Origin of the sequence: Floridaenema flaviceps BLCC-F50, assembly GCF_041929275.2 — a bacterium.
Lineage (GTDB): Bacteria > Cyanobacteriota > Cyanobacteriia > Cyanobacteriales > Aerosakkonemataceae > Floridanema > Floridanema flaviceps.
Genome location: NZ_JBHFNR020000003.1, coordinates 1 through 25,559, shown reverse-complemented (window position 1 = coordinate 25,559; position 25,559 = coordinate 1). Strand labels below are relative to the sequence as shown.

General features: G+C 42.5%; 19 protein-coding genes. 13 read left to right on the top strand and 6 right to left on the bottom strand.

The features are described from left to right. Window positions 1–43 precede the first annotated feature (43 nt). Entirely contained in the window at window positions 44–328 is a 285-nt protein-coding gene (locus ACE1CI_RS29210) for a DUF427 domain-containing protein (RefSeq protein WP_413262963.1), read from the bottom strand. A gap of 124 nt (window positions 329–452) precedes the next feature. On the opposite strand from ACE1CI_RS29210, the gene recQ reads away from it, so the two are divergent. The 6 genes from recQ to ACE1CI_RS29180 all read left to right on the top strand — a co-directional run bounded on the left by recQ (window position 453) and on the right by ACE1CI_RS29180 (window position 10,089). After that, complete coding sequence (gene recQ, locus ACE1CI_RS29205; protein WP_413262964.1) at window positions 453–2,612, top strand: DNA helicase RecQ; 2,160 nt, start codon at window positions 453–455, stop codon at window positions 2,610–2,612. Window positions 2,613–3,186: 574 nt separating this feature from the next. Beyond that, entirely contained in the window at window positions 3,187–5,181 is a 1,995-nt protein-coding gene (locus ACE1CI_RS29200) for an AMP-dependent synthetase/ligase (RefSeq protein ID WP_413266109.1), read from the top strand. A gap of 234 nt (window positions 5,182–5,415) precedes the next feature. Continuing rightward, window positions 5,416–5,865: a YlqD family protein gene (locus ACE1CI_RS29195; protein WP_413266098.1), complete on the top strand. Its 450-nt coding sequence runs from the start codon at window positions 5,416–5,418 to the stop codon at window positions 5,863–5,865. A gap of 115 nt (window positions 5,866–5,980) precedes the next feature. After that, a complete protein-coding gene (locus ACE1CI_RS29190) occupies window positions 5,981–7,270 on the top strand; it encodes a dihydrolipoamide acetyltransferase family protein (protein ID WP_413266099.1) in 1,290 nt (429 codons plus the stop codon). A 290-nt stretch (window positions 7,271–7,560) separates the two neighbouring features. Further along, window positions 7,561–8,997: an ATPase domain-containing protein gene (locus tag ACE1CI_RS29185; protein ID WP_413266100.1), complete on the top strand. Its 1,437-nt coding sequence runs from the start codon at window positions 7,561–7,563 to the stop codon at window positions 8,995–8,997. Between the two features lie 3 nt (window positions 8,998–9,000). Further along, the gene (locus ACE1CI_RS29180; RefSeq protein WP_413266101.1) at window positions 9,001–10,089 is read left to right on the top strand and encodes a hybrid sensor histidine kinase/response regulator; all 1,089 of its coding nucleotides are present in this window, start codon (window positions 9,001–9,003) and stop codon (window positions 10,087–10,089) included. Between the two features lie 136 nt (window positions 10,090–10,225). On the opposite strand, the gene ACE1CI_RS29175 is transcribed toward ACE1CI_RS29180, so the two are convergent. Together ACE1CI_RS29175 and ACE1CI_RS29170 are read right to left on the bottom strand one after the other, a co-directional pair. Continuing rightward, window positions 10,226–11,626, bottom strand: coding sequence for a sugar porter family MFS transporter (locus ACE1CI_RS29175; RefSeq protein WP_413266102.1), 1,401 nt, complete (start codon window positions 11,624–11,626; stop codon window positions 10,226–10,228). A 324-nt stretch (window positions 11,627–11,950) separates the two neighbouring features. Then, the gene (locus ACE1CI_RS29170) at window positions 11,951–12,277 is read right to left on the bottom strand and encodes a hypothetical protein (protein ID WP_496615905.1); all 327 of its coding nucleotides are present in this window, start codon (window positions 12,275–12,277) and stop codon (window positions 11,951–11,953) included. Between the two features lie 211 nt (window positions 12,278–12,488). On the opposite strand from ACE1CI_RS29170, the gene ACE1CI_RS29165 reads away from it, so the two are divergent. Further along, window positions 12,489–13,682 (top strand): RNA-guided endonuclease InsQ/TnpB family protein, encoded by a 1,194-nt coding sequence (locus ACE1CI_RS29165; protein ID WP_413266104.1) that lies wholly within the window; start codon window positions 12,489–12,491, stop codon window positions 13,680–13,682. A gap of 194 nt (window positions 13,683–13,876) precedes the next feature. Further along, a complete protein-coding gene (locus ACE1CI_RS29160; protein ID WP_413266105.1) occupies window positions 13,877–14,878 on the top strand; it encodes a zinc-dependent alcohol dehydrogenase family protein in 1,002 nt (333 codons plus the stop codon). 76 nt (window positions 14,879–14,954) lie between these two features. Here the strand turns inward: ACE1CI_RS29160 and ilvN are convergent, their stop codons facing one another. After that, a complete protein-coding gene (gene ilvN, locus ACE1CI_RS29155) occupies window positions 14,955–15,476 on the bottom strand; it encodes an acetolactate synthase small subunit (protein ID WP_073596161.1) in 522 nt (173 codons plus the stop codon). Window positions 15,477–15,812: 336 nt separating this feature from the next. Here ilvN and ACE1CI_RS29150 point away from each other — a divergent pair, with 336 nt between their 5' ends. Beyond that, on the top strand, window positions 15,813–16,139 hold the full coding sequence (locus ACE1CI_RS29150) for a BON domain-containing protein (RefSeq protein ID WP_413266106.1): 327 nt from the start codon (window positions 15,813–15,815) through the stop codon (window positions 16,137–16,139). 39 nt (window positions 16,140–16,178) lie between these two features. On the opposite strand, the gene ACE1CI_RS29145 is transcribed toward ACE1CI_RS29150, so the two are convergent. Beyond that, window positions 16,179–17,138 (bottom strand): alpha/beta fold hydrolase, encoded by a 960-nt coding sequence (locus tag ACE1CI_RS29145; RefSeq protein ID WP_413266107.1) that lies wholly within the window; start codon window positions 17,136–17,138, stop codon window positions 16,179–16,181. 338 nt (window positions 17,139–17,476) lie between these two features. On the opposite strand from ACE1CI_RS29145, the gene infC reads away from it, so the two are divergent. The 3 genes from infC to ACE1CI_RS29130 all read left to right on the top strand — a co-directional run bounded on the left by infC (window position 17,477) and on the right by ACE1CI_RS29130 (window position 22,250). Next, the gene (gene infC, locus ACE1CI_RS29140) at window positions 17,477–18,010 is read left to right on the top strand and encodes a translation initiation factor IF-3 (protein ID WP_413266108.1); all 534 of its coding nucleotides are present in this window, start codon (window positions 17,477–17,479) and stop codon (window positions 18,008–18,010) included. A 528-nt stretch (window positions 18,011–18,538) separates the two neighbouring features. Beyond that, a complete protein-coding gene (locus tag ACE1CI_RS29135; protein ID WP_413267814.1) occupies window positions 18,539–21,685 on the top strand; it encodes a HEAT repeat domain-containing protein in 3,147 nt (1,048 codons plus the stop codon). Between the two features lie 85 nt (window positions 21,686–21,770). After that, a complete protein-coding gene (locus tag ACE1CI_RS29130) occupies window positions 21,771–22,250 on the top strand; it encodes a Crp/Fnr family transcriptional regulator (RefSeq protein WP_413267813.1) in 480 nt (159 codons plus the stop codon). Here ACE1CI_RS29130 and ACE1CI_RS29125 read toward each other — a convergent pair. Next, window positions 22,247–23,284 (bottom strand): diguanylate cyclase domain-containing protein, encoded by a 1,038-nt coding sequence (locus tag ACE1CI_RS29125; RefSeq protein ID WP_413267812.1) that lies wholly within the window; start codon window positions 23,282–23,284, stop codon window positions 22,247–22,249. The two genes, ACE1CI_RS29130 and ACE1CI_RS29125, sit on opposite strands and share 4 nt — an antisense overlap. A 1,261-nt stretch (window positions 23,285–24,545) precedes the next feature. Between ACE1CI_RS29125 and ACE1CI_RS29120 the strand changes: the two genes are divergently transcribed. After that, window positions 24,546–25,541 carry a GGDEF domain-containing protein gene (locus ACE1CI_RS29120; protein WP_413267811.1) on the top strand — a complete coding sequence of 332 codons (996 nt, stop codon included), beginning with the start codon at window positions 24,546–24,548 and terminating at the stop codon, window positions 25,539–25,541. The last annotated feature ends 18 nt before the right edge of the window (window positions 25,542–25,559 follow it).

The window sequence follows — 25,559 nt, the reverse complement described above, 5'->3', positions numbered from 1 at the left end:
AATGGTGCGTTACGCTGCGCTAACGCACCCTACAAGCTATAGGTTAGGCTTCGACTTTTACGCCTTTCCAAAATGCTATGTATCCTTGTATTTTTTTGGCGGCATCTTTTGTTTGGGGGTAGTACCAAGCGGCATCTTTGTTTTGTTGTCCTTCTACTTCGATCGTATAGTAACTGGCAACACCTTTCCAAGGACAGGTGGTGTGAGTGCTACTATCCTTAAAATACTCTTTGTTAATCGCGTCGGGGGGGAAGTAATGGTTTCCTTCGACTACCTCAGTGCGATCGCTCTCTGCTAAAATAGCACCATTCCAAACAGCTTTCGGCATAAGTGATTTTTCCCTTGCTAAATTGCCAGTACAATTATTAGGATAAACTAATCGCTGATCAAATCAGCCCTGTCTAGCGATGGTTCTACAATACTCCTATCGTCAGCGCACTACTGATTAAATCATGTCCCAGTTTCCCTCCCTGGAAAAGGCACTTAAACACTATTTTGGTTACGATAGCTTTCGCCCCGGACAAAAGCAAATAGTCGAACAAGCTTTAAAAAATCAAGATTCCTTAATTGTCATGCCAACTGGCGGGGGTAAATCTCTCTGCTTTCAACTGCCAGCTATGTTAAAAAAGGGTGTAACAGTGGTGGTGTCACCGCTGATTTCTCTGATGCAAGACCAAGTTGAAGCATTACGAAATAATGGGATTTCCGCAACTTTCCTTAATAGTAGTTTGAATGGTTGGCAAGTGCGTCATCGAGAGGAAAGTATTCGCAATGGACAGACTAAACTACTTTATGTTGCCCCAGAAAGGTTATTAAGTGAAAAGTTTTTACCATTCTTAGATTTAGTGCAGCATCAAGTCGGAATTGCAGGTTTTGCTATTGATGAAGCGCACTGTGTTTCGGAGTGGGGACATGACTTTCGTCCTGAATATCGGCAATTGAAATTGTTACGCAAACGTTATCCAGACCTGCCAGTTATGGCATTAACTGCTACTGCTACCGAAAGAGTTCGTCAAGATATTATACAACAGTTACATTTACAAGATCCTTTTATTCATATTGCTAGTTTTAATCGCCAAAATCTTTATTACGAAGTTCGTCCCAAAGCTAAAAGCAGTTATACGGAATTATTATTACAAATTCGGCAAGCTAAAGGGGCAGTAATCGTTTATTGTCTCAGTCGCAAGGGGGTTGATGAATTAACTTTTAGATTGCAAAAAGATGAAGTAAATGCTTTGCCTTATCATGCAGGTTTAAGTGATGAAGAACGCAGCACTAATCAAACGCGGTTTATTCGAGATGATGTGCAGGTAATGGTTGCCACTATTGCTTTTGGCATGGGAATTAATAAGCCGGATGTGCGGTTAGTAGTTCACTATGATTTGCCGAAAAACATCGAAAGTTACTATCAAGAAGCGGGTAGGGCGGGAAGAGATGGGGAACCTGCTCATTGTACAATATATTTTAGTTATGGCGACCTGAAAAAAATTGAATGGGCGATCGATCAAAAAACCGATCCTCAAGAACAAATGATCGCCCGTCAACAGTTACGAAGAATGATTGATTATGCTGAAGGAACGGACTGTCGGCGGACGATTCAGTTAAGTTATTTTGGGGAATATTTTGCGGGAAATTGCGGTAAATGTGATAATTGTGCTAATCCCAAACCTGTGGAAGATTGGACAATTGAAGCGATGAAGTTTCTCTCTTGTGTCGCTAGGTGTAAAGAAAGGTTTGGCATGAATCATATTATTGATGTATTGCGGGGTTCTAAGGGTCAGAAAGTTTTACAGAATAAGCATAATGAACTTTCTACTTATGGAATTGGTAAGGATAAAACTGCTGATGAGTGGAAGTTTTTAGGTCGATCGCTAATTCACCAAGGTTTATTAGAGCAAAGCACAGATGGTTATGCTATCCTCAAACTTAATGGGTTAAGTTGGGAAGTTATGCGCCGACAGAGGCAAGTTTCCCTGGCAATGCCCGCGCAAAAGCAGGTAACTCAAGAAGAGAAAAACCTGAAAAAAGCCGGGATGGAAGTATTATATGAAAGGTTGCGTTCTCTGCGGAAAAAACTCGCTGACGATCAAGGCGTTCCCCCTTATGTAATTTTCCATGATTCTACTTTGAAATTAATGGCGCAAGTTCAACCGGAAACTTTATTAGCATTCGGAGAATTGTCGGGAGTTGGTAGCAGTAAACTCTCGCAATATGGGGCGGTTTTTTTAAAAGAAATTCGCGCTTATCGCCAAGAACAAGGTTTATCAGTAGCTACTGATGATGGGAAAATTGAAACACCAACACCATCCACAACTCAATTAATGAGTTTACACTTATTTCAGCAAGGTTTGACCGTTGAAGAAATTGCCCAACAGCGCAATCTCAAAGCTAGTACTATTTTCGTACATTTAGCAGAATTGTGGGAAATGGGAGAAACGGTAGATATCAATCAATTAGTTTCTCCTGAAAGACAAAAAGTTATTTGGCAAGCAATGGAAGACATTGGTGCTGTAGAAATGTTAAAACCAATTTACGAATATCTCGAAGAAGAGTACAGCTATGGAGAAATTCGCGTAGTTCGGGCTTTATGGAGACAGAAACAAAATAAATAAGTAGGTATAGGTAAATAAAGTGAAAAGTAGGGCGGGCAGGATGCCCACCCCACAAGAGTTATAGCTTTCTTGTGGGGTGGGCATCCTGCCCGCCCCATCCTCATATAACTATTATCACTTTATTTATTTGCACCTACTTAAAGGACGACTAAAGTCGCTACAACGAACCAAATTTCTCACGGTTCGTTGTAACGACTTTAGTCGTACTCTTGCAACATTAGTTTACATTAACTGTGTTTTCAGCTTGATTCGATTTGACAAATGACAATACTCTGGGCAAAGTAATGCAAATGACGGTGTTTACTAAAGTCAGTAATAGACAATCTGTTAATGTCATATTCATTGCCCCTTGATAAAAATCTCTACTGTATTATTTTTAGCGGAAAACCTGGAGAACGGTTCAAAACTGGCTTTTGAATAACTTGTGAATGATATAAGTTAAGCTAAACAGTACGCTGTTTGTGCGTCAACGATCGGGAATTGACCCAGACAATAGTGATTCTGTCTACAGATTATCGCTAAAATAGCCTCGCTAAGAGTTATGGTGAAAGCGGAAGTGGTTAAAGAAATGACTATGAAAAACTCTGCTAGTGCTGTCAGTTCTTACAGAATGTCCGATTTAGAACGGGAAAAGTTAAAACTCGTTGTAGATTACTCTTTTGCCCAATCTTTGCCGGAAATTTGGCCGATCGCAGCCCAAAAATTCGCCAATGCGATCGCCCTCCACGATCCGCACAGTAAACCAGAGGTTATACTTACGTATCCCCAACTTTACCAGCAAATTCAGCAATTTGCAGCTGGATTGCAAGCCAATGGCTTATTGTCATTAGTAGAAAGTGATGATTCTTCTGATCCGCCCCGTGTCGCCCTAATTTCTGACAATAGTTATCGGTGGATGATTGCTGACCAAGGTATTATGATGGCTGGGGCAGCAGATGTAGTTCGCAGTTCCACTGCGGAAACAGAAGAATTATTGTATATTATCGAGCATAGCGGCAGTACGGTTTTAGTAGTAGAAGACTTAAAGACGCTGAAAAAATTAGGCGATCGGCTTTTAAAGTTCCCCATCCAACTGATAGTTTTACTCTCAGATGAAAAACTGGAAAGTTTTGGAGAAATTAAAGTTCTCAACTTTTCTCAAGTAATGGCAGATGGCGCATCTCAAGAGTTAAAACTAATTAAGCAAAATCACAACACCCTCGCCACTTTACTTTACACCTCTGGAACCACCGGAAAACCCAAAGGCGTAAGGCTAACTCACGGAAATTTACTGCATCAAATCACTACCTTGGGCGCAGTTATCCAACCTCATGTCGGAGATATTGCCCTTTCCATTCTTCCCACTTGGCATACTTTTGGGCGGACTGCGGAATATTATGTCCTGTCTCAAGGTTGCCACCAAATTTATACCAGCATTCGTCATATTAAACAAGACTTCAAAGACTTTAAACCGCAATATATGATCGGTGTTCCCCGACTTTTAGAATCAGTTTATGAAGGGGTGCAAAAGAAATTCCGGGAACAACCAGAGAATAAGCAAAAATTAGTTAATAACCTTTTTGAATTTAGTCTACGTCACATTCAAGGAAAGCGAATTTGGCAAGGTTTAGTATTAAAACCTCACCCGCCTGCATTGGGTGACAAACTATTAGGAGGACTGCAAGCAATTATTTATTGGCCTTTGCACTTTTTGGGAGACAAGCTAGTATATAAAACAGTCAGAGAAGCTACTGGTGGAAGGATGAAATATTTTATCAGTGGTGGTGGTTCTCTAGCGATGCACTTAGAAAACTTTTATCAAATTGTCGGGTTAGAAATTTTGGTGGGATATGGTTTAACCGAAACTTCTCCTGTGACTCACGCCCGTCGTTATTGGCATAATTTAAGAGGTTCTGCGGGACAACCCATTCCCGGTACTGAGGCGAAAATAGTCGATCCAGAAACTCGCCAACCTTTACCTGTGGGGAAAACTGGGATTGTGTTGCTGCGGGGGCCGCAGGTGATGCAAGGATATTATAAGAACCCGGAAGCTACGAAAAAAGCGATCGATCCCGAAGGTTGGTTCGATAGCGGTGATTTGGGATGGTTAACAGAAAATAACGATTTGGTACTCACTGGAAGACAGAAAGATACAATCGTGTTGACCAATGGGGAAAATATTGAACCTCAACCAATTGAAGATGCTTGTCTGCGTAGCCCTTATATCGATCAGATTATGCTAGTGGGGCAGGATCAGCGATCGCTAGGTGCTCTAATTGTGCCAAACATTGAAGCCCTCAAGCAATGGGCACTATCGCAAAACTTACAATTAGTGCTACCTAACGAAACCTTCTCAGCTGACCACGAACAAATCAAACTTGATAGTAAGATTGTTCAGGAATTATTCCGTAAAGAACTGACTCGCGAAGTGCAGAACCGTCCAGGTTTCCGTCCTGACGATCGCATTGGCCCGTTCAGATTGCTTGAGGAAGCATTTTCGATCGAAAATGGAATGTTAACTCAAACATTGAAAGTCCGCCGACCTGTCGTGATGGAACGCTATCGCGATATGATCGACGGGATGTTCTAAAAACATCAGTGAGAAGTTACAAGGGGTGACTCCGTAATTGGTGAGTAAATCCCAGCATAAGGGACAATAAAGGGTGAAGTAGAAAATAGCCTATTTCACTCTTTCACCTTGAACAATTAAAATGCACATTGCAGGTAAAAATGCAAATTAAAAGTTTAAATGTATTTGCAATTTACCTTTAACTTCTACTGATGAAACATCGCTCCTTAACCACAATAAAAGTTAAACCTAGTCATGGATATTCCCAAAAATCAACTCCTACTAAAGCGCCCAATTAACATTAAAGCCATTGTCACTCCTCGTTGGAAGGAAGAAGCACAACAACAACTCCAAGGACAACTCAATCAACTAGATCAGCAATTGCAACAGTTAGAAGTTCAAGGACAAAGGGCAATTACTGAACTGCAAAAGCAAAGTATTCAGCCCCCTGGCCCTCAAGTAATGCAACAAATAGACAACATTCAAAGTCAGGTCAATCAAAGAAAAAGCGAGTTGCTAGAACAGAAAAATCAATCTCTGCAACAACTCCAACAAGTGCAATTATTGGAACTCAACCAAGAAGTGAGTCAAGGCACAATTGAAAGCATTTTTACTGTGGAATTGGGAGACAATTTGCTCGATAAATGGCAAGTTGAAATTCTGCTACGAGATGGAGTAGTAGAAGAAATTCGCGGTGATATTTAGGATTAAAAGTCTTATGTCATTGGTCATTGTTCATAGGTGAAAACCCATTACAAATGACGAATGACAAAGGACAAATGACAAATGTCAATTAGTAATTAGCAAGTAAGAATTAGCAATGATTCACGAAGTTTTCATGCCCGCCCTCAGTTCCACAATGACCGAAGGCAAGATTGTTTCCTGGGTAAAATCTGCTGGGGACAAGATTGAAAAAGGCGAAACAGTTGTGGTGGTGGAATCAGATAAGGCAGATATGGATGTAGAATCCTTCTATGGAGGATATTTAGCCACCATTATTGTAGAAGCGGGTGGAGTTGCGCCTGTGGGTGCAGCGATCGCCTTAGTCGCAGAAACCGAAGCCGAAATAGAAACAGCCAAGCAACAAGCAGCGGGCAAAACTAGTCCTGCTGCTGCACCAACTCCCGCACCTGCAAAGACAGAAGAACCTGTTGCTGTAGCAGCGGCTACTTCCAATGGTGCAGCAAGTCGCAGTGACGATCGCATTGTAGTTTCCCCACGCGCCCGGAAACTAGCCAAAGAACTGAAAGTAGACTTAAATAGTCTCAAAGGTAGCGGCCCTCACGGTCGAATTGTAGCAGAAGATGTGGAAGCTGCTGCCGGAAAAGCACCCGCCCCCGCACCCGTAGCCGTTGCACCTACAGTTCCCACCTTTACACCCGCACCCGCACCCGCTGCTAGACCTGCACCCGCACCCGCACCCGTTCCGGCAGTTCCCGGTCAAGTAGTTGGCTTTACCACGCTGCAAAATGCCGTTGTGCGGAACATGGTAGCCAGCTTAACAGTGCCTATCTTCCATGTTGGTTACACCATTACTACCGATAATTTGGACAAACTCTACAAACAGATTAAGTCCAAAGGTGTAACGATGACGGCATTGTTAGCTAAAGCGGTGGCAGTGACATTAGTTAAACACCCATTGCTTTATGCTAGTTATACCGAGCAAGGAATTCAGTATAATTCAGCAATTAATGTTGCCGTTGCAGTAGCAATGGATGATGGTGGTTTGATTACGCCAGTGTTGCAAAATGCTGACAAATTAGATATTTATTCCTTGTCGCGTAGTTGGAAAGATTTGGTCGATCGCTCTCGTTCCAAACAACTCCAACCTCAAGAATATAACTCTGGAACTTTCACCCTTTCCAACTTGGGAATGTTTGGTGTAGACCGTTTTGATGCAATTTTACCACCAGGACAAGGGGCAATTTTAGCGATCGGTGCTTCCCGTCCCCAAGTAGTAGCAACCGCTGATGGAATGTTCGGAGTCAAACAGCAAATGCAGGTAAATATTACCGCCGATCACCGAATTATTTACGGTGCTCATGCTGCCGCATTCTTACAAGATTTGGCGAAATTAATTGAAAATGATGCCCAATCTTTGACCCTGTAAAAACTTGCTAATTCCCCCTTTTTTTGGGGGAATTCGCTTTTTAATTTTACATTGTTTGATTTGGAATTCGGTCAATTTCTTATTAAGTTAAGCTCTTAATGGTATTCTCTAGCTTGGAAGATATAGCTTTACGGTTCTGTCTGGCGATCGCTGCCTTCATTATTTTGCAGAAAAGGTGTCTCAACCCACTGAAGCCTAAGCTTTCTGGCTCTCATTGGATGGTCAACTCCAACGCAGGAAGGGCACCCTACATCACCGTTCTAAACTCTTAGTGGAGGAGTGGCTTGCGGATGTCTAATCGTTTATCCACAGGAATTTCGGGACTAAATGAAGTTCTTTGCGGTGGCTATGTTCCCGGTCGTGCTTACCTGGTTCGCGGGGGACCGGGCACAGGTAAAACAACGTTGGGACTGCACTTTTTAGCGTCAGGAGCCGCCAACGGCGAATCCGTTTTGTTCATTACCTTGGCAGAAACGGTTGCCCAACTTAAAAGAACGGCTCAAGGGTTGAAGTTTGACACTCAGAGCATCACCTTTCTTGACCTTAGCCCCACTTCCGAGTTTTTTGCTCAAGTGCAGACCTATGATATTTTCTCACCTGCTGAAGTCGAACGCGAACCGACAACCCAGCGTATTGTCGAGCAAGTCGAAGCCCTGAAGCCGCAGCGGATTTTCATTGACTCGATGACGCAGTTTCGCTACCTAGCTACAGATACCTTCCAGTTTCGCAAGCAAGTTCTGTCGTTTCTCCGATTTTTGACAGAGCAAGACATCACAGTTCTGTTTACCTCAGAACATAGCGTCGAAGCCCCCGACGACGATCTACAGTTCATGAGTGATGGAGTACTGAATTTAGACTTTAAAAAGGGCGATCGCACCCTATCGGTTTCCAAGTTTCGCGGGAGTAGTTTTCGGGATGGCGACCACAGCTTCCGCCTCACCAGTGACGGAATGCAGCTTTTTCCAAAATTGATTCCCCAAGTATCTGAACAACTGCTGACTACGGAAGCCATTTCCTCTGGGATTCCAGAAATTGACGAACTGCTGCATGGTGGTATAGAGCGCAGCACGATCGCGATCGTCAGCGGACCGAGCGGCGTAGGAAAGAGTACTCTGGGGCTTCAGTTTATGAAAGAGGCAGCCGGACGGGGAGAGCGATCGGTGATTTACACCTTTGAGGAAAATAAGGAAACGCTGTTGCGCCGTGCTCAAGGAGTCAATGTTCCGGTTCACGCGATGCAGGAGCGCGGCACCCTGTCGATCGTGCAAATCGAACCACTCCACTACACCCCGGACGAATTTGCCAATCTCGTGCGACAGGAAGTAGAGCAACAGCAGGCGCGGATTGTCATGATTGATAGTGTGGCTGGCTATCGACTTTCAGTTCGAGGCGAAGACTTAACGCCTCACCTCCATGCCCTCTGTAAGTATCTGCAAAACATGGGAGTTGCGGTCTTGTTGGTCAACGAGGTTGAATCGATTACGGGAGAATTTCGGGCAACCGAAATTGGCATTAGCTATCTAGCAGACACAATTATCTTTCTGCGCTACATGGAAATTCGCGGTGAACTGCGACGAGCGATCGGCGTACTCAAAAAGCGCATGAGCGATTTTGAAAAAACGCTACGCGAATTTCAAATCAGCCGCTACGGAATTAAAGTTAGCAGTCCGCTCAATCAGCTTCGAGGTATCCTAACGGGTGTGCCCGAATTGCTCGAAGGTGAGTAAGCGATGAACCGAATTTTGATCTTGGTTGAGCAAAGGGAAAATCGCCGCCTCCTGGCAGAGTGGCTTGAACGATCTTACGAGGTGGTGGTAGGAGAATCTGTGGTGCAGGCAAGGAATGCCGTCTCACTGCTAAACGAACCATTTGACCTGTGCATTCTGGACGGTCCTGCCTTGCATTACTTATGGGAATCGATCCAGGCAAGAAAACAGGCAGAGCAGCCTGTATTTTTGCCTGTCTTGCTGATTACACTTCGGACGGATGTCAAACTGTTGACGCGACATCTCTGGCAAACGGTCGATGAACTGATTAGCAAACCGATCGAAAAGTTAGAGTTACAGGCACGGGTGGAAATGCTGTTGCGATCGCGGCGGCTCTCCCTTGAGCTTCAAGCTGCACTGGAGCAAGAACGCGAACTCAAAGAACTAAAAACTCGTTTCGTCTCAATGGTTTCTCATGAATTTCGCAATCCGCTCAATATCATTTTTGGATTTACTCGCCTGTTAGAGCGGAGCGACTTGCCATCCGAACGGCGAGCCGATTTTTCCCAACGGATTCTCAAGGCGGTTAAATCCATGACGGCTTTACTCGATGATGTTTTGGCGTTTGGCAAAGCTGAAGTGAGTGTATTGACTGCTAATGCTGCGCTGATGGCGATCGAGCCGTTCTGCCACAATTTGGTTGAAGAAATTAAAGTTGGCATAGGAAGCAATCACATAATTGAGATCGACTGTGAAGAAGAATGCTTTACGGCTTGCATCAATGAAGCACTACTGCGACAAGTTCTGACGAATCTACTCTCTAACGCGATCAAATATTCACCCCCCCAAAGCACCGTTCGGCTTAAATTGCAGTGTCAAGCAGGGGTGGCAATCTTTCAAGTGCAGGATGAGGGCATTGGCATTTCCCCAGCCGATCAAGCCCGGTTGTTTGAATCCTTCTACCGTGCCAGCAATGTCGGTAAGATTCCCGGAACTGGCTTAGGGTTGGCAATTGTCAAACAGGTGATTGAGCAAGCGGGTGGAACGATCGCAGTCACTAGTGAGGTTAATGTGGGAACAACTTTCACCGTAACTTTGCCGATCGACCAATAATTAAGCTTTTTGAGCAGATCGCTAAAAGTTTATTTTGAATAACAAATTGAACTACCCAAAAAAAGAGTGCTTCCTTGCACTCTTTAACAGTAATATGCTATGCTAGCTATAAAAAAACTTGTTTTAGGAATGATAACTACATTTCCTCCAACTGTTTGCCTTTGGTTTCTCTGACTAACAGGAAAACAAAGAAGAAAGAAATTGCTGCCGAAACGCAATAAAGACCGTAAGCAGAACCTAAGCCGAAATTTTTCAAAAGTACAGGGAAGCTTGTCGAGATAATAAAATTAGCGATCCATTGCATTGCTGCTGCTACAGAAAGTGCAGCACCCCGAATTTTATTATTAAACATTTCTCCCAATAATACCCAAACAACTGGGCCCCAAGAAAAGCCGAAACAAAATACATAAAGATTAGCTGCTAGCAAAGCAACTAACCCAGAATTTCCGGTTAAATTGGGATTACCAGCAGCATCTAATGGTGCGTTAGCAAAAACTGTTGCCATTGTTCCCAAGGTAAGAAACATTCCTATTGAACCTAACAAAAGTAGGGGTTTGCGTCCGAATTTATCGACAAATGCGATCGCAATTAAAGTAGTTACAATGTTAGTCACGCTGGTAATTACTGTAATCCAAAGTGAGTCTGCTTCGGAAAAACCTACAGAACGCCACAACACACTGCTGTAGTAAAAGATGACATTAATTCCTACAAATTGTTGGAAAATAGAAAGTCCAATTCCAACCCAAACGATCGGTAACAAACCACCACTTCTACTTAAAAGGTCGGATAATCTAGGTTTACGTTCCCGCAATACTGTTTGGCGAATGTCGTTAACTATTTTCTCGACATCGCCACCTTCGACTTTGGTTAATACCTTCGCCGCTTGGGTTTCTTTTCCTTGCGCCACCAAGTAACGAGGTGATTCAGGAATCAAAAACGCTCCAATACCGTAAAGTAAAGCTGGAGGAATTTCTGTCCAAAACATCCAGCGCCAAGCAGGTACACCAAACCAAAAAGGCGCATCAGCTGAACCTGCGGCGACGGCAATAAAATAATCGCACAGTAAAGCGATGAAAATCCCGATAACAATAGCCAGTTGTTGTAGAGAACCCAATCTTCCCCGCAAACGGGCGGGTGCCACTTCTGCAATGTAAGCTGGTGCAATTACACTCGCTGCACCAACTGCTATACCACCCAACAAACGCCAAAAGCTAAAATCCCAGATTCCAACAGCAATCCCGGAACCAACCGCACTGAGGAAGAACAAAACCGAAGCCACCATCATTGACTTGACTCTACCGTAGCGATCGGCAAATTGTCCAGCGAAAAAAGCACCCACCGCTGAACCTAACAATGCTGAAGAAACCGCAAAACCAGTCTGGGTACTGGTAGCAGCAAACGCGCTTTGTAGCGATGCCACTGCACCATTGATTACTGCTGTATCAAATCCGAAAAGGAAACCCCCGATCGCAGCCACATCGGAAATTAAAATAACGTAGGACAGACTCGGTTTAGCAACTCTGTTTTCGACAACCATATTTTTTCTCTGATTGGATGAGCTTGTTAAAGTTGTGATTCAAAGAGAAAAGTTTTGATGCAAATATCCGAGTCAGGATTCAAAGAAGCTGTTTACTTCTCTCTCCTGACTCTGCACTCTTCGCCCTATTACTAAATTTAATCTGTTAATAAAACAGGTTAACTAAATTCTTTTTATAACAATACACTTTTAAACAAAAATTAAAATACATGGCAATATTGTTAGATAAATCAATTTATTTATTTCTATCTTTTGGGGGATATTAATATCTTTATTATGTGGTATCTAAGCTGTTTTGAAACAGGAAGCTTCAATATATTTACATTATAATGCAGGTAAACTGGCTAGGCTGCATTCTTGATTTAAATCTTGCATAATAACTTTCCTGCGTTGATCCCAGATCTTTTCTATGAATCGCAATACCACATCGTCGTATTGTTTCTGATGCTTTTTCCAATCTCTACGAATCGCATTTGCCAACTGCTGCAATTCCTCCAAACTCACACATTTTTGAATCTGGCAAGCAACAGCATTGCGCCACCTTTCTATCTTCCTATAGCTGATAAATTGTCCGCCTTTATCTAAGCGATGAACAAAAATCACGTAAAGCCAATTTTTCACTTCTTTAATCAGCGACTCAGCAATTCCCAAAAACTTGGCAATTTCTCTTTTAGCTAAATCTGCAAGAAGCTTCTCACCTATCCGATAGGGAGGTGATGAGATGAATTGCTCTTGTGTTGACGACAGTATAAGAGACCAATGCGACAGCAAGGGAGGAAGACAGGTCCCAAACGTAGCTTGCTTCCCGTAGGGTACAATTTCTGTGTTATACTTTTTTATAACAAACGTTGTTTACTCTAATATGTTCAAGGTCGTTAAGGTCAGGTTATATCCAGATGCCCAACAACAACAGTCATTAGCACAAGCTTTTGGCTCTTGTCGTTGGTTATGGAATTATTGCTTGAACTTAATGAACCAAACATATAAAGAAACAGGTTTTGGATTGTCTGGGTACGAAGTCAAAAAGATAATTCCGCAGTTAAAAAAAGACTATGAATGGTTGTCTTTAACCTACTCACAGTGCTTGCAACAAGTTTGTTTGAATCTGGGAGTAGCCTTCAATAACTTCTTTGAAAAAAGAGCTAAATACCCTAGATTCAAATCAAAACATGGTAAGCAGTCAATACAGTATCCTCAAAATGTTAAGGTAGCCGATAGTTATTTAAAGCTACCAAAAATAGGAGATGTGTCGGCAATTATTCATAGACCGATTGAGGGTAAAATCAAAACCGTAACCGTATCCAAAAACTGCTCTAATCAATACTTTGCATCTATTCTTTTTAATGATGGTAAAGATAAACCAGAACAGACAACAGAAGGCAAAGCGATTGGTATTGACCTTGGCTTAACCCACTTCGCTGTTACTAGTGACAGATCTAAATTTGACAATCCCAGAATACTTACCAAGCATGAAAAGAACCTGAAGCTGAAACAGCAGCAACTATCTAGGAAACAAAAAGATTCCAACAACCGGATTAAAGCGAGAAAGAAAGTCGCTAGAGTTCACCGAAAAATAACTAACTGCCGTGAAGATTTTCTACATAAGCTATCTCGTAGGATAGTTAACGAAAACCAAGTTGTGATTGTGGAAAATCTTAATGTTAAAGGCATGATGCAGAATCATAAACTAGCTAAATCTATCCACCAAGTTGGATGGGGAATGTTCTGCACCATGTTGAAATATAAAGCAGAAATGGATGGAAAGATTTATCTAGAAGTGGATAGATTTTTCCCCAGTTCTAAAACCTGTCATGTTTGTCTTCATCAAGTTGGTAGTTTACCTCTTGATGTCAGGTTTTGGACTTGTGAAAACTGCCAAACTAAACATGATCGGGACATCAACGCTAGTATTAATCTTCGGGATGAGGGACTACGAATTTTGACCTCTGGAACGGGGGATAAAGCCTGTTGTCCAGATGTAAGACGCAGTAGGGGAGGACGTAAGAAATCCACTACTGTGCTTTCTGTTGGGCAGGAAGCCCACACTTACCTGTAGGGTAAGTGTGGGTAGTTCACAAGATCCGCCAGAATTAGAAGCGAAGAAGTAGGGAAAAATTGGAATGAGATATGGCGATCGCACTTATTTGTCGAAGTGCGATCGCTGCTGCTTTCTTCTCTGGAGCGTCCTGGAGCGTCTGGAGCGGTTCAATTATGATAAATCTGGATGAATAAACTCTTGCAAAAAAAGCCGTGAAAGCAGTACTAATGACAGCAGCAGGAGAGCCCGAAGTCCTGCAACTTCAGGAACTCCCCTCACCCAAAATCGAAAAAGACACAGAAATCCTCGTTCGACTCTATGCCGCAGGAGTCAATCCCATTGACACCAAACTGCGGAAACGAGGAACCTTTTACCCCGATCGAATGCCTGCTATTTTAGGATGTGATGGCGCGGGAGTAGTCGAAGCCGTCGGTAGCGGCGTGCAAAAATTCCGAGTTGGCGACGAAGTATACTTTTGTTGTGGTGGGCTAGGCACAGAACAAGGGAATTATGCCGAAAAAATAGTTGTAGATGAAAAATTTGTGGCTTATAAACCCAAAAACCTCAGCTTTGCGGAAGCCGCCGCCGCACCTTTAGTGATTATTACAGCTTGGGAATCATTGTACGATCGCGCACACCTAGAAGCCGGAAGAAAAGTTTTAGTTCATGCAGGTGCAGGTGGAGTTGGGCACGTAGCAATACAGCTAGCAAAATTACAAGGTGCAGAAGTTTGCACTACCGTTAGCAATCAAGAAAAAGCCGATTTTGTCCGTCAACTAGGCGCAGATCAAGCTATCTTTTACAAACAAACCGATTTTGTCCAAGCAGTATTAGATTGGACTCAAGGAGAAGGAGTAGACTTAGCCTTTGATACAGTAGGCGGCGAAACCTTCTTTAAAACCGTCCCAGCTGTCAAGGTTTATGGAGATCTCGTCACCATTTTAGAACCCGATACCACACAGGGAAACTTAAAAACCGCCAGATTACGCAATCTGCGAATTAGCTTAGAATTAATGCTGACACCAATGCTGCAAGGCTTAGTCGAAGATCAGCGACATCAAGCAAAAATTTTAACCCAATCAGCCCGTTTAATAGAGCAAGGTCAGTTAAAAATCCACGTTAGTCAAACCTTTCCCTTAGACGAAGCTGCTGCTGCTCATCGGTTGCTAGAATCCGGCTCAGTTACAGGTAAATTAGTCCTACTGATGGATTAGGTACGTAGTTGCGCTTGAGCGCTCTTACCCCAGCGATAATTAAGAGCGAAGACAGCGCAACTACGTACACAAATTATTAGGCTAGTTTTGCTTCCAAAGACTTGAGGAACTCGGTATTAACACCAGATTCACGAGTCAGAGAAATTTTACCAGTGCGGGCAATTTCGCGAATTCCGAATTTTTGTAGCACTTGGACGATCGCCACCATTTTACCAGGGTCGCCCACCACTTCCAAAGTTAAGGAATCTTCCGACACATCCACAACTCGCGCCCGGAAAATTTGCGCCAACTCTATCACTTCCGAACGAGTGCTCGCAGTAGCATTGACTTTCATCAACATCAATTCTCGCTCTACAGAGGGAATCTCAGTCACATCCTGAACTTTCAGGACATTGATTAACTTGTAGAGTTGCTTAGTCAGCTGTTCAATTACTCGATCGTCCCCCGGCACTACCATCGTAATCCGAGAAATCCCCATTTGTTCCGCAGGCCCCACAGCCAGACTTTCAATATTAAAACCCCGGCGGGCGAATAAACCTGCAATCCGAGATAATACCCCGGCTTCATCTTCAACTAAAACAGAAAGTGTGTGTTTCATTGTCCGTAACAAATCCTTCAGTGCAGACAGCTTTTGCTGCGGACAGCACGATGCACTTCTAGTAACACCGACCTTTCTGCTGACCCAAACATTGCAAAAGCATCTTTAGTAATAATTACTATATTACTGGCATTGTTGGGCTAAAAAAATTACTTAAGCATCTTTTATTGATTCTAGAGGAAGCCTTTCGATTTTCGTTAGTGTAGCGGAATGCGATCGCATTCCTTTTGGATTAACCCTACAATCAATAAATATTTCTACAGATTCATGCCGCCATACAGCAAAAACTGTTTAATTTAGAATTGTTCATGTTAATTGCTATTGGAGGAATATACAATGGGTTGGTTACAGCGATTGTTTGGATTGGAAAAACCTGCTGATGCTCAGACAAACCCAACACCGACTGAGGGTGACATTCCCCCAGAGCGAGTAGGGTTGAATGGTGAGTATGATGACAGCGGTTTAGCCAAAAGAGTTGCCCTTGCTTTCGATGAAGATTCTAGCCTAGATGACATCAACACTCTTTGGGTAGCTCAAACTGGTGGTACTGTAGTTTTGAAAGGATCGGTTCCCACTCAAGAAATTTTAGACCAAGCGGTATCGATTGCTGGTGGTGTTAGTGGTGCCACTTCTGTAGACACCGATCAAGTTCAGGTTGGTTGAGCATTTTTGGGTTCTTTCTGATTCAAAGATGATGAATGCCTAAGCGCGTTTAACCACTAGTTGCTGAGGTGTCGTTGGAAATTGATTTGTGGCTGTCTGCCATGAATCGATCCAGTCTAGGATAATTTGGTTAACCTGCTCTGGGCTTTCATCATGAGGGCAATGTCCAGCATTTTCGATTTCAATTACCTGTAAATTTGGGTTGTATTGAGTGAACTGCTGTGCTAATTTTTTGGGAACCATCCGGTCTTGTGCGCCCCACAATAGCAACAGGGGAATGTTTAAAGCTGGAAGCAAAGATTTGACACTGGGGTTAAATCCCGAAGTGGTCATCGCTTTGAGGATAGCGCAAAAAGCTTGTACTGAACCTCGGTCTTGTGCTGGCCCGGTGAGAATGTCTACTAGTTCATCAGTGACGGCTTCTGGGTTAGAATATGCAAGTCCCGCCCAACTTTTAACTCGTTGGGGATGTCTGACCCAATAGAAGAGGGTTTTCAGGAGTAGTGGGGAGAGTACTAAGTTTTTGATGGTGGCTACTAGCGATCGCAATTGCTGCGGAATCATCTCCTCTTCCAAAGAAGGATCTGGTAAACTCATCATCACCACCCCAGCCACCATCTCTGGATAGGTAGCTGCTGCCGTCAAAGCTACCAAAGAACCGATCGAATTACCCACCAAAACCACAGGCTGACGGATAAAAGTTTGCCAAAAATCATAAACTTGCTCTACCCAAAGCTTCACATTGTAGCGTGCCGAAGCTTTTTCCGAAGCCCCAAAACCCAACATATCCAGCGCATAAACTGGATGTACCTGACTAAACACATCCAAATTTTGCCGCCAATGTCCGATCGAAGTCCCAAAACCGTGCAACAAAATTAAAGGTGTAGCATTAGCCGCAGACTGCGGAGAACGAATATAAGTATAACGAGTTTGCCAACCTCGCCAAACCCAATCCCTCTGACTTCCAATTCGTTGCTGCCAACGCAGGGAAACTGTCACACTAACCTCTGCTTTAAAAATATTTACAAAACTAACCCTTGAATCTCATTGTAGTCTGTGTTGCGAGCGATAGCAGAAAACTTCGGGGACAACGGGATAACTTAAAACTTTCCCCGTTCCCTGTTCCGTTTATTTACAGACAAAACAGGCAAATGGAAAATAAAATTAAGATTGAGCCTAAAAAAAGTAAGCTCAGTAAAATCTAAAGACAAGCTGGTAGATAATTGTGGCGGTTTCTTGCTTTGACTTGAAAGTTCAGCCGTTGATGTGTTCTGTAATCCCAATAACTACCGCTTATAGGCTCAATTGAGTTGTTAGTTAACCTTATACCCAACTAAATGACAGTAATCGAAACAAAACGCACCAATAATCAACCTCAAATCAACGAAAGGATTAGATTTCCCAAAATTCGAGTAATCGACACCGATGGCGCTCAACTAGGGATCATAACTCCTAGAGAAGCTATGGCGATCGCCAACGAAAAAGAACTAGACCTAGTTTTAGTCAGTGATAAAGCAGACCCCCCGGTTTGCCGCATCATGGACTATGGCAAATTCAAGTTCGAGCAAGAGAAAAAAGCGCGAGAAGCCCGGAAAAAGCAGCACACGGCGGAAGTCAAAGAAGTAAAAATGCACTACAACATTGACGACCACGACTATAACGTGAGAATAGCTCACGCCAAGCGCTTTTTGAATGAGGGAAACAAAGTCAAAGCTACCGTAATGTTTCGTGGTCGAGAAATTCAACACAGCAACTTGGCAGAAAACTTACTCAACCGCATGGCTTCAGATTTGCAGGAATTAGGAGAAGTGCAGCAAGCGCCCAAAAAAGAAGGACGCAACATGATGTTACTGTTAGCCCCCAAAAAGTAGGGACAAGGGGACAAGGGGACAAGGGGACAAGGGGACAAGGGGACAAGGGGACAAGGGGACAAGGGGACAAGGGGACAAGGGGACAAGGGGACAAGGGGACAAGGGGACAAGGGGACAAGGGGACAAGGGGACAAGGGGACAAGGGGACTCTTGAGAATTTTTACCTTACTGCTCCGAGAGCTCCCCCTGCCCCCCCTGCTCCGAGAGCTCCCCTGCCCCCCTGCTCCGAGAGCTCCGAGAGCTCCCCTGCCCCCCTGCTCCGAGAGCTCCGAGAGCTCCCCTGCCCCCCTTTGAATCATCAGCAAGAAAGTCGTGATACTCTCGTATTATCGTGGTGCGATCGTCGGCAAAACTTGTCACACTAGACATTGCCGGAAAATTTTGCCATGAGGAGCAGCAATTCAGTAATAATGAATTGTTGATGGTTCATTGTTCATTGGTTTGGTAAGAAATGATGATGAACCATGAATCTATTATTACTGGGTGGCTAGAATTGGCAGGTGTGCAGTATCGATTTCGGAGATTCAGATGACGCTGAAAAATCCGTTGTTTAATAGCCGTGGATGGGGACGGATATTGCTTCAAGGGCTGAATCTTCGTGCTGAAGAAAGCGAACGCACCTTGCTGATGTTTGCTGTTTACACCACGACTTCAGTAGGTCTTTTGTGGTTGGAAGCGACGACGGTAGCTCTGTTCTTAGAGCAGTATGGCTCAGATAAGTTGCCTTGGATTTACATGGCTAGCGCTGTCATGGGTTCAGGTTTGGGAATTCTCTCTACCTGGATGCAAAGGGTTTTACCACTGCGGCGGTTTGTGGTTTTAATTGGTTTAATCTCAGCTATTCCTTTATTACTGTTTCGCTTAGGTTTGGAGGTTGGTTCTTTAGGTTGGTTGACAATATTTTTGTTACCGCTTTGGGTAGATGGTGGTTATTCTCTTAATCATTTAACTACTTCACTAACAGCTAATCAATTATTCAATATTCGAGAAATTAAACGCACTTTTCCTTTAATTAGTAGTGGGGTTTTAGTAGCAGATGTATTGAGTGGTTTTTCTTTACCTCTGTTGCTGAAATTAGTAGGGTTGAATAATGTAATTTTGGTATCGGCAGGAATGTTGGTACTAGGTGCAGGGATATTATTTTATTTGAGTAGACGTTATAAACAAGCTTTCCCTGATGCGCCTTATCGAGATTTGCAGGATGAGCAATCAGAGTATACTAACCGTCGTTTGAAAGGGCCGTTACAGGAATATGCGATTTATTTATTTGGATTCTTTATAATTTCGCAAATCCTTCTGTTGTTAATTGATTTCCAGTATTTAACACAGTTGGAATTAAAATTTGATGTCAAACAAATAGCGAGTTTCTTAGGTTTATTTAGCGGAATTGTTGGGATTTTTGAACTGCTTACTCAATGGTTCGTTTCCAGCCGGGTTATTGAACGGATGGGAGTATTTCTGACTGCTATGTTACCTGGGGCGGTGTTGAGTACCTTGGGTTTAATACCTCTGACGGGGTTGGTACAGTTATTTATTGGTTTAATTATTATAAAATTTGCTGATGAGTTGTTGCGGTACACTTTTGTTGCTAGTACGGCTTCGGTTTTGTTTCAACCTATTCCTGATAATTTACGGGGGAATGTTGAGACAAAAGCGCGTGGTATTGCTGAACCTGTAGCAACTGGTTTGACAGGAATTGGGATTTTAGCGGTAATTTGGCTATTGAATTGGGTAAATCATAACAGTTCCCAAACCGCTAAAGCAAGTCTGCTAGGTTGGTTAATTGTTTTAGGAATAGTGTTGTTTTCTTTGGCTTGGTTGCTGACAGTTTGGCTGTTACGATCGCGCTACCTAGACCTACTAGTTCTAAGCGCCCAAAGAGGACAATTAAGCGGAGTCGGAGAAGTCGATTTACGCATCCTTAAACGAGCAGTGGTAGAAGCTTTGGAAGGGACAACCTCGGAAGCAGATAAACGTTCCTGCATTGAATTACTCACTCAAATTGATCCGCAAAATGTAGGAGATGTATTAGCACCATTACTAAAAGTTTTACCGCCAGCTTTGCAATACCAAAGTCTGGAAAGTATGCTGATTGCTCCTAATACTAATTATCTACCTCACGTTAAAGCTCTGATTGGTGAAGAAGGAGAAGGTGTTAGGGGTCAGGGTGTAGGGGTTAGGGAGAAATTAGGTGATAGGGGTCAGGTGTTAGGGGTTAGGGAAGAAGAAGAAAATTTCCCCAACACCCAACCCCCAACCCCTAACCCCCAAAATTCCCCCAACACCCAACCCCCAACCCCTAACCCCCAAAATTCCCCCAACCCCCAACCCCCAACCCCTAAAAATGTTCAGCCAGAAGTGTTGGCGTTGGCGTTACGCTACATTTGGTTAACTGAACCTAATCCAGATTTACGGGCCCTAAAACATTATCTTGAGCCAGAAATTGACCCAGTAGTGCGGGGAACAGCAGGGGCTTTGTTGTTGAGGTTGGGTAATGGGGTGCAAAAGGCTGAGGCGACTTCGGCTTTAAGACGAATGCTGACTCATCCTGAAGAAGAAGAACGGGTGATGGGTTGTCGGGCGTTGGGAGATGCGGTGTATTTACAAGCGCTGCGGGTGAATATTCCGGTTTTGTTACAGGATAAATCTTTGCGAGTAAGGCGGGCTTTGTTGGAAGCGATCGCAGCTACCCATTTAGAAGAATATTATCCCGCCCTGCTGCGAGGATTGGAATATAAATCAACCAGAGAAGCAGCTATTCGGGCTTTGGAAAGGTTGGATAATGAAGCGATTCCAATGGTGGTGAGTTTAGCAACTAATATCCAAAAACCAGATTTAATTAGAAGATATGCCTGGGATGTGTTGGGGAGAATAGGGACTAAAGAAGCACAGAATGTATTGGTAGCTAACTTGATGACAGCTTGGGGAAATACGCGCCGCCATATCCTACAAATTTTACTGAAATTACCCCAAGAAGCGGGAATTGACGCTGTTCTCGATCGCTTAGGTCGGAGTGGTGTAGAAACATTAATCGGTCAAGAATTAATGTTCGTCGGTCAAATTTATGCTGCTATGGTAGACCTGAGGGCAGCGAATTTGGAAGTTCAAGAAATAGATTTAATTTTTAAAGCTTTTGAAGGCGATTTGGCAGATGCGGCTGAAAGGTGTTTTCTGTTAATGAAGTTTCTTTATTCTCCAGATACTATTCAAGCAGCAGGGTTTAATTTACGATCGGGTTCTCCATCAGATATGGCAAGGGGGTTAGAAATATTAGACCAAACTGTTGATATCTTCAATAAACGAGAGCTATTAACTTTTTTGGAAAGACATTCAGATGAAGAAAAATTGCGGAATCTGGCGGGTATAATAGCTTATCAACCATTGGAGGCACGCGATCGCATCCGGCGATTGCTATCTTTAAGGCGCTTTTTATCAGATTGGTCTTTAGCTTGTTGTTTCCATTTAGCTGCTGCAATGCGTTGGAATCTTACGGCTGAACCAACTTTAGCTTGTCTGCGTCATCCCACTGGTTTTGTGCGAGAAGCAACGATCGCTTACCTAAAAGTAGCTTCCCCGCGTTCTTTGCCTGAACTACTTCCGAAGCTAAAACAAGATCCCGATCGCTTAGTAGCTGCTCAAGTGGAGCAATTAATGGCAGAGTTAGGTAATAAGTAATCAGCTTCTACCTACTACCCACTACCCACTATCCACTATCCACTACCTATTCCAGCAATAAATAATTAGTAATAATTCGCAGTCAATGTTAACCAGTGTAGAAAGACTATTATTTGTAAGAAACGTACCGATCTTTCAAGAATTGCGGGATGATTTTCTTGTGAGATTAGCTTCGGTAATGGATGAGTTATCTTTTCCAGCTAAACATACGATTTTTGCTCAAGGACAAGAAGGGCGATCGCTCTATATCGTAGTACTTGGTCAAGTAAAAGTTCACATCGGCAACCAAGAATTAGCTAAACTTGGGCCTGGTGCTTGCTTCGGTGAAATGTCTTTATTTGATGCTGAACCTCGTTCTGCTTCTGTTTCGACTTTAGCAAATTGTGAATGTTTAATGTTAACCCAACAACAACTCTACGATGCCATTGAAGAAACACCAGGAATTGCTATTAATATTATTCGGTTACTTTCCCGCCGCATTCGAGAATTAAATGAAAAAATTAATGCTCAAACTAAAGCAAGAGGAGTGGAAGATTCCACTAGTGGCAAAAAATTAGTTGGTTAATGTTTACTAATCTGTGCCGGAATTTCTAATATTTTCGTCACCAGGCAATTTCTCCCTTGAGCTTTGGCGGCATAAAGCGCTTCATCAGTAACATCAATTAGTTGATTGGGGGCAAAATTTACTTGCGGAATTACGCAAGAAACTCCCATACTCAAAGTGACATATTCAGAAGCCGAAGATTTGCCGTGAACAATTTTTAATTGTTTGATGTTTTGCTGCACTAATTCAGCGATATGAACTGCGCCTTCCATAGTTGTATTGGGTAAAATAATCGCAAATTCTTCTCCCCCGTAACGCGCTACTAAATCAGCCGGACGCTTTAAGGTATCGCTGATTGTTTGTGCTATTTGTTTTAAACAAAAATCTCCTGCTAAATGTCCGTAGGTATCATTAAAGAGCTTAAAATAATCAACATCACAAAGAATTAGAGATAAGGGTGCTTTTTCTCTTTGCAGTCTTCGCCATTCCAGGTTAAAGTTTTCATCAAAACAACGCCTATTACCTACTTGAGTTAAACCGTCTAAAGTAGCTAGGCGATGCAGTTCTCTGTTGACTTTTTGCAGTTCGTATTCTGCACGTTGGCGCTCTTTAATTTCTTGAGACAAGAGATCGTTTTGTTGTTGCAATGTTTTTTGTAATTGGCGAATAGTTAGTTGATTTTTGACTCTGGCTAATACTTCTTGAATTTCAAAAGGTTTGGTGATGTAATCTGCTCCCCCATGAGAAAAAGCTTCTACTTTATCTACTACACCATCAAGAGCACTAATAAAAATTACTGGAATATCTTGAGTTTCTGGCCTAGATTTCAATTCTTGGCATACCATGTAACCATTCATATTGGGCATATTAATATCTAGTAAAATCAAATCTGGTGGCATGATTTGGCAAGCTTTGAGTGCTAATTCACCACTAATGACTTTTCTAACTTTATATCCCTGTTCTGTGAGCATGGTAGATAACAACCGCAAGTTATCTGGTTTATCATCGACAACTAAAATATCGGCTTTATATGGAGTTGGTTGGTTGGTATTCATTCGGCAGATTCTTCTGTGATATTTATTTTCGATCTAGGCAGAACTTGTTAACTCGCATTGGTTAAACTCTTGGTTAAATTAACATTTGCTTTCTGGATTTGATTCAGTAATTGAAAATTAGTTCTTCATCGGCTCAAATACCCGCTTGATGTAACTGTTTAACCCATTCGTTAGGCATTATTTGCAAAGCTTGTTCATTGAACAGGAAGCTTTGTTTTTCGGGAATTTTGCTAAGTAAATTCACTGAGCAAAATTCTTGGGTTGGTAAATTTTGTTCGCCCTATATATAGCTTACCCCTAAATATTTGGCTATTTTTTCAAATAATACATTTTCTCAGCATGGTTTGCGGATAAAATTATCACAACCTGCGGTTGGGGTGAGCGATCGATCTTCCTAAAAAGCACTGGCAATAATGGCGATATGTGTGCGCTCTTTTTCTTTGAGCGTAGCTTTTTTTCATCACCTGATAGCCATCAATCACTGGTATTGGCATATCCGTTAAGACAACTAAAATATTTAGTCTGCAAGCATATACCTTGATTGCTTCGATCTACAATTGTCATTGCTAATTCCATCGGCTAAATCTAGAACAAGTAATTCAACAAATCATTACTTACATTAAAATAGATTACAAAGGATTAAAAATCTTCTTTTTCGACATAAAACTTTTAACTTTTTAACCAAAATCTGCAAAGATTTCGGGTGGAAAAAAGGCGATGTCATGGTTATATAGCAATCCCCACAATTTCTCTATTTCCCTGTTCAGGAGTTCAGGAGTTCCCTTTAAATCAAAATATCATGTCCTAACCGATATGTTCGTTGCTATAAGTAATTAACCAAGGTCATAGGAAAATTGAAGAGGACTTACGCAAAAAAACCCGGTTAAAAAGCAAAATTGTCGCTTTAGATGAGCGAGGTTAACGCTCTAAACCGGGTTTTTTACCCCCTGAAGTGTAAGTCTTGTTGAAGTAAGATAATAGATGATCGGAGGTTAAAGTTAATCAGCAATAGGAAGTCGGCAACCCGCTTCTCAGTTTTGTTGCTAATAGCTTAAATTTATGCTTCAATGCAACAAAATATGAATTTAGCGGGGAAGTCTTAATGTATAACTAGATAAGGCTATTCAAAATCTAGATATACTCGGAAAGCATCTCTGTAAATAACTTTACTTAGCACGGTAAATTCATAGTGGCTTACCATACCTATGAAAGTCACGTTAAATCATTTGTACATAACATTTCTTTTTTATTTCTACACCAAATGAATACTTCCATTTTGATAGTTGGGAGTGTTGAATTTTACGCCACACTTCTCAATCGCTTGCGTGATTTAGCAACCTGTAGCTTTGAAGTGATAACTTCTGCCAAGGAAGTTATCTCCTCAATTGGGGCAAAAAAACCGGATTTGGTGATTTTGGCAGCAAATCAGGCAAGCAGCTTAGAAGTTTGTCGCCTGCTGAAGCAAAACTCCAATTTAGCTTGGATATATTGCATTTTAGTATTAGATCAACCAATAAACGCTGTGGAAGCAATTTTACCTGGATGGAGTTGGGAGTCAGGATTGAGAGCAGCGGCGTTAGAAGCAGGGGCGGATGCTTGTTGCTACTTGTCGCCAAAGCAATCCAATTGTAGACTTGCGGAAGCTCAGTGGCGGCTACAAAATTCGTTGCTTTGTTCTCAGATTCAAACAGGAGTGCGCCAAGTACAAATTTACCGTAATTTGATGCAGAGTAATGATTATTTATCAGCGATCGCCCTTGCCGATCCCTTAACAGAACTAAATAATCGTCGCGCCTTAGACTGGGAATTACCTCGACAAATTGATAATGCTCGTATTCGTTGTACACCTCTAAGTTTGTTAATTTTAGATGTAGATTACTTCAAATCAGTTAATGATACTCACGGTCACTTAGTAGGCGATGGCGTTTTACAATTACTTAGCGCCCGCTTGCGACACAATCTGCGTTTTCAGGATACCCCATTTCGCTACGGTGGTGAAGAATTCGTAATTATCCTCAGCAATACCAAACTTCAAGAAGCTAAATTAGTTGCCCAACGTCTTAACGCCTTAATTGCCGATCAACCCTTCATGATTGACAAAAATTTAGCCCTGCAAATTACAGTTAGTATTGGAGTTGCTACTCTCAAATCCGATGACGACGAGCAGGGAATTAGCTTACTCGATCGCGCCGATCAAAACTTACTAAAAGCTAAGACTGATGGACGTAATCGCTTCATTTGTCAAGAAGAAGATTGATGTTGTTGATGTTTGCTG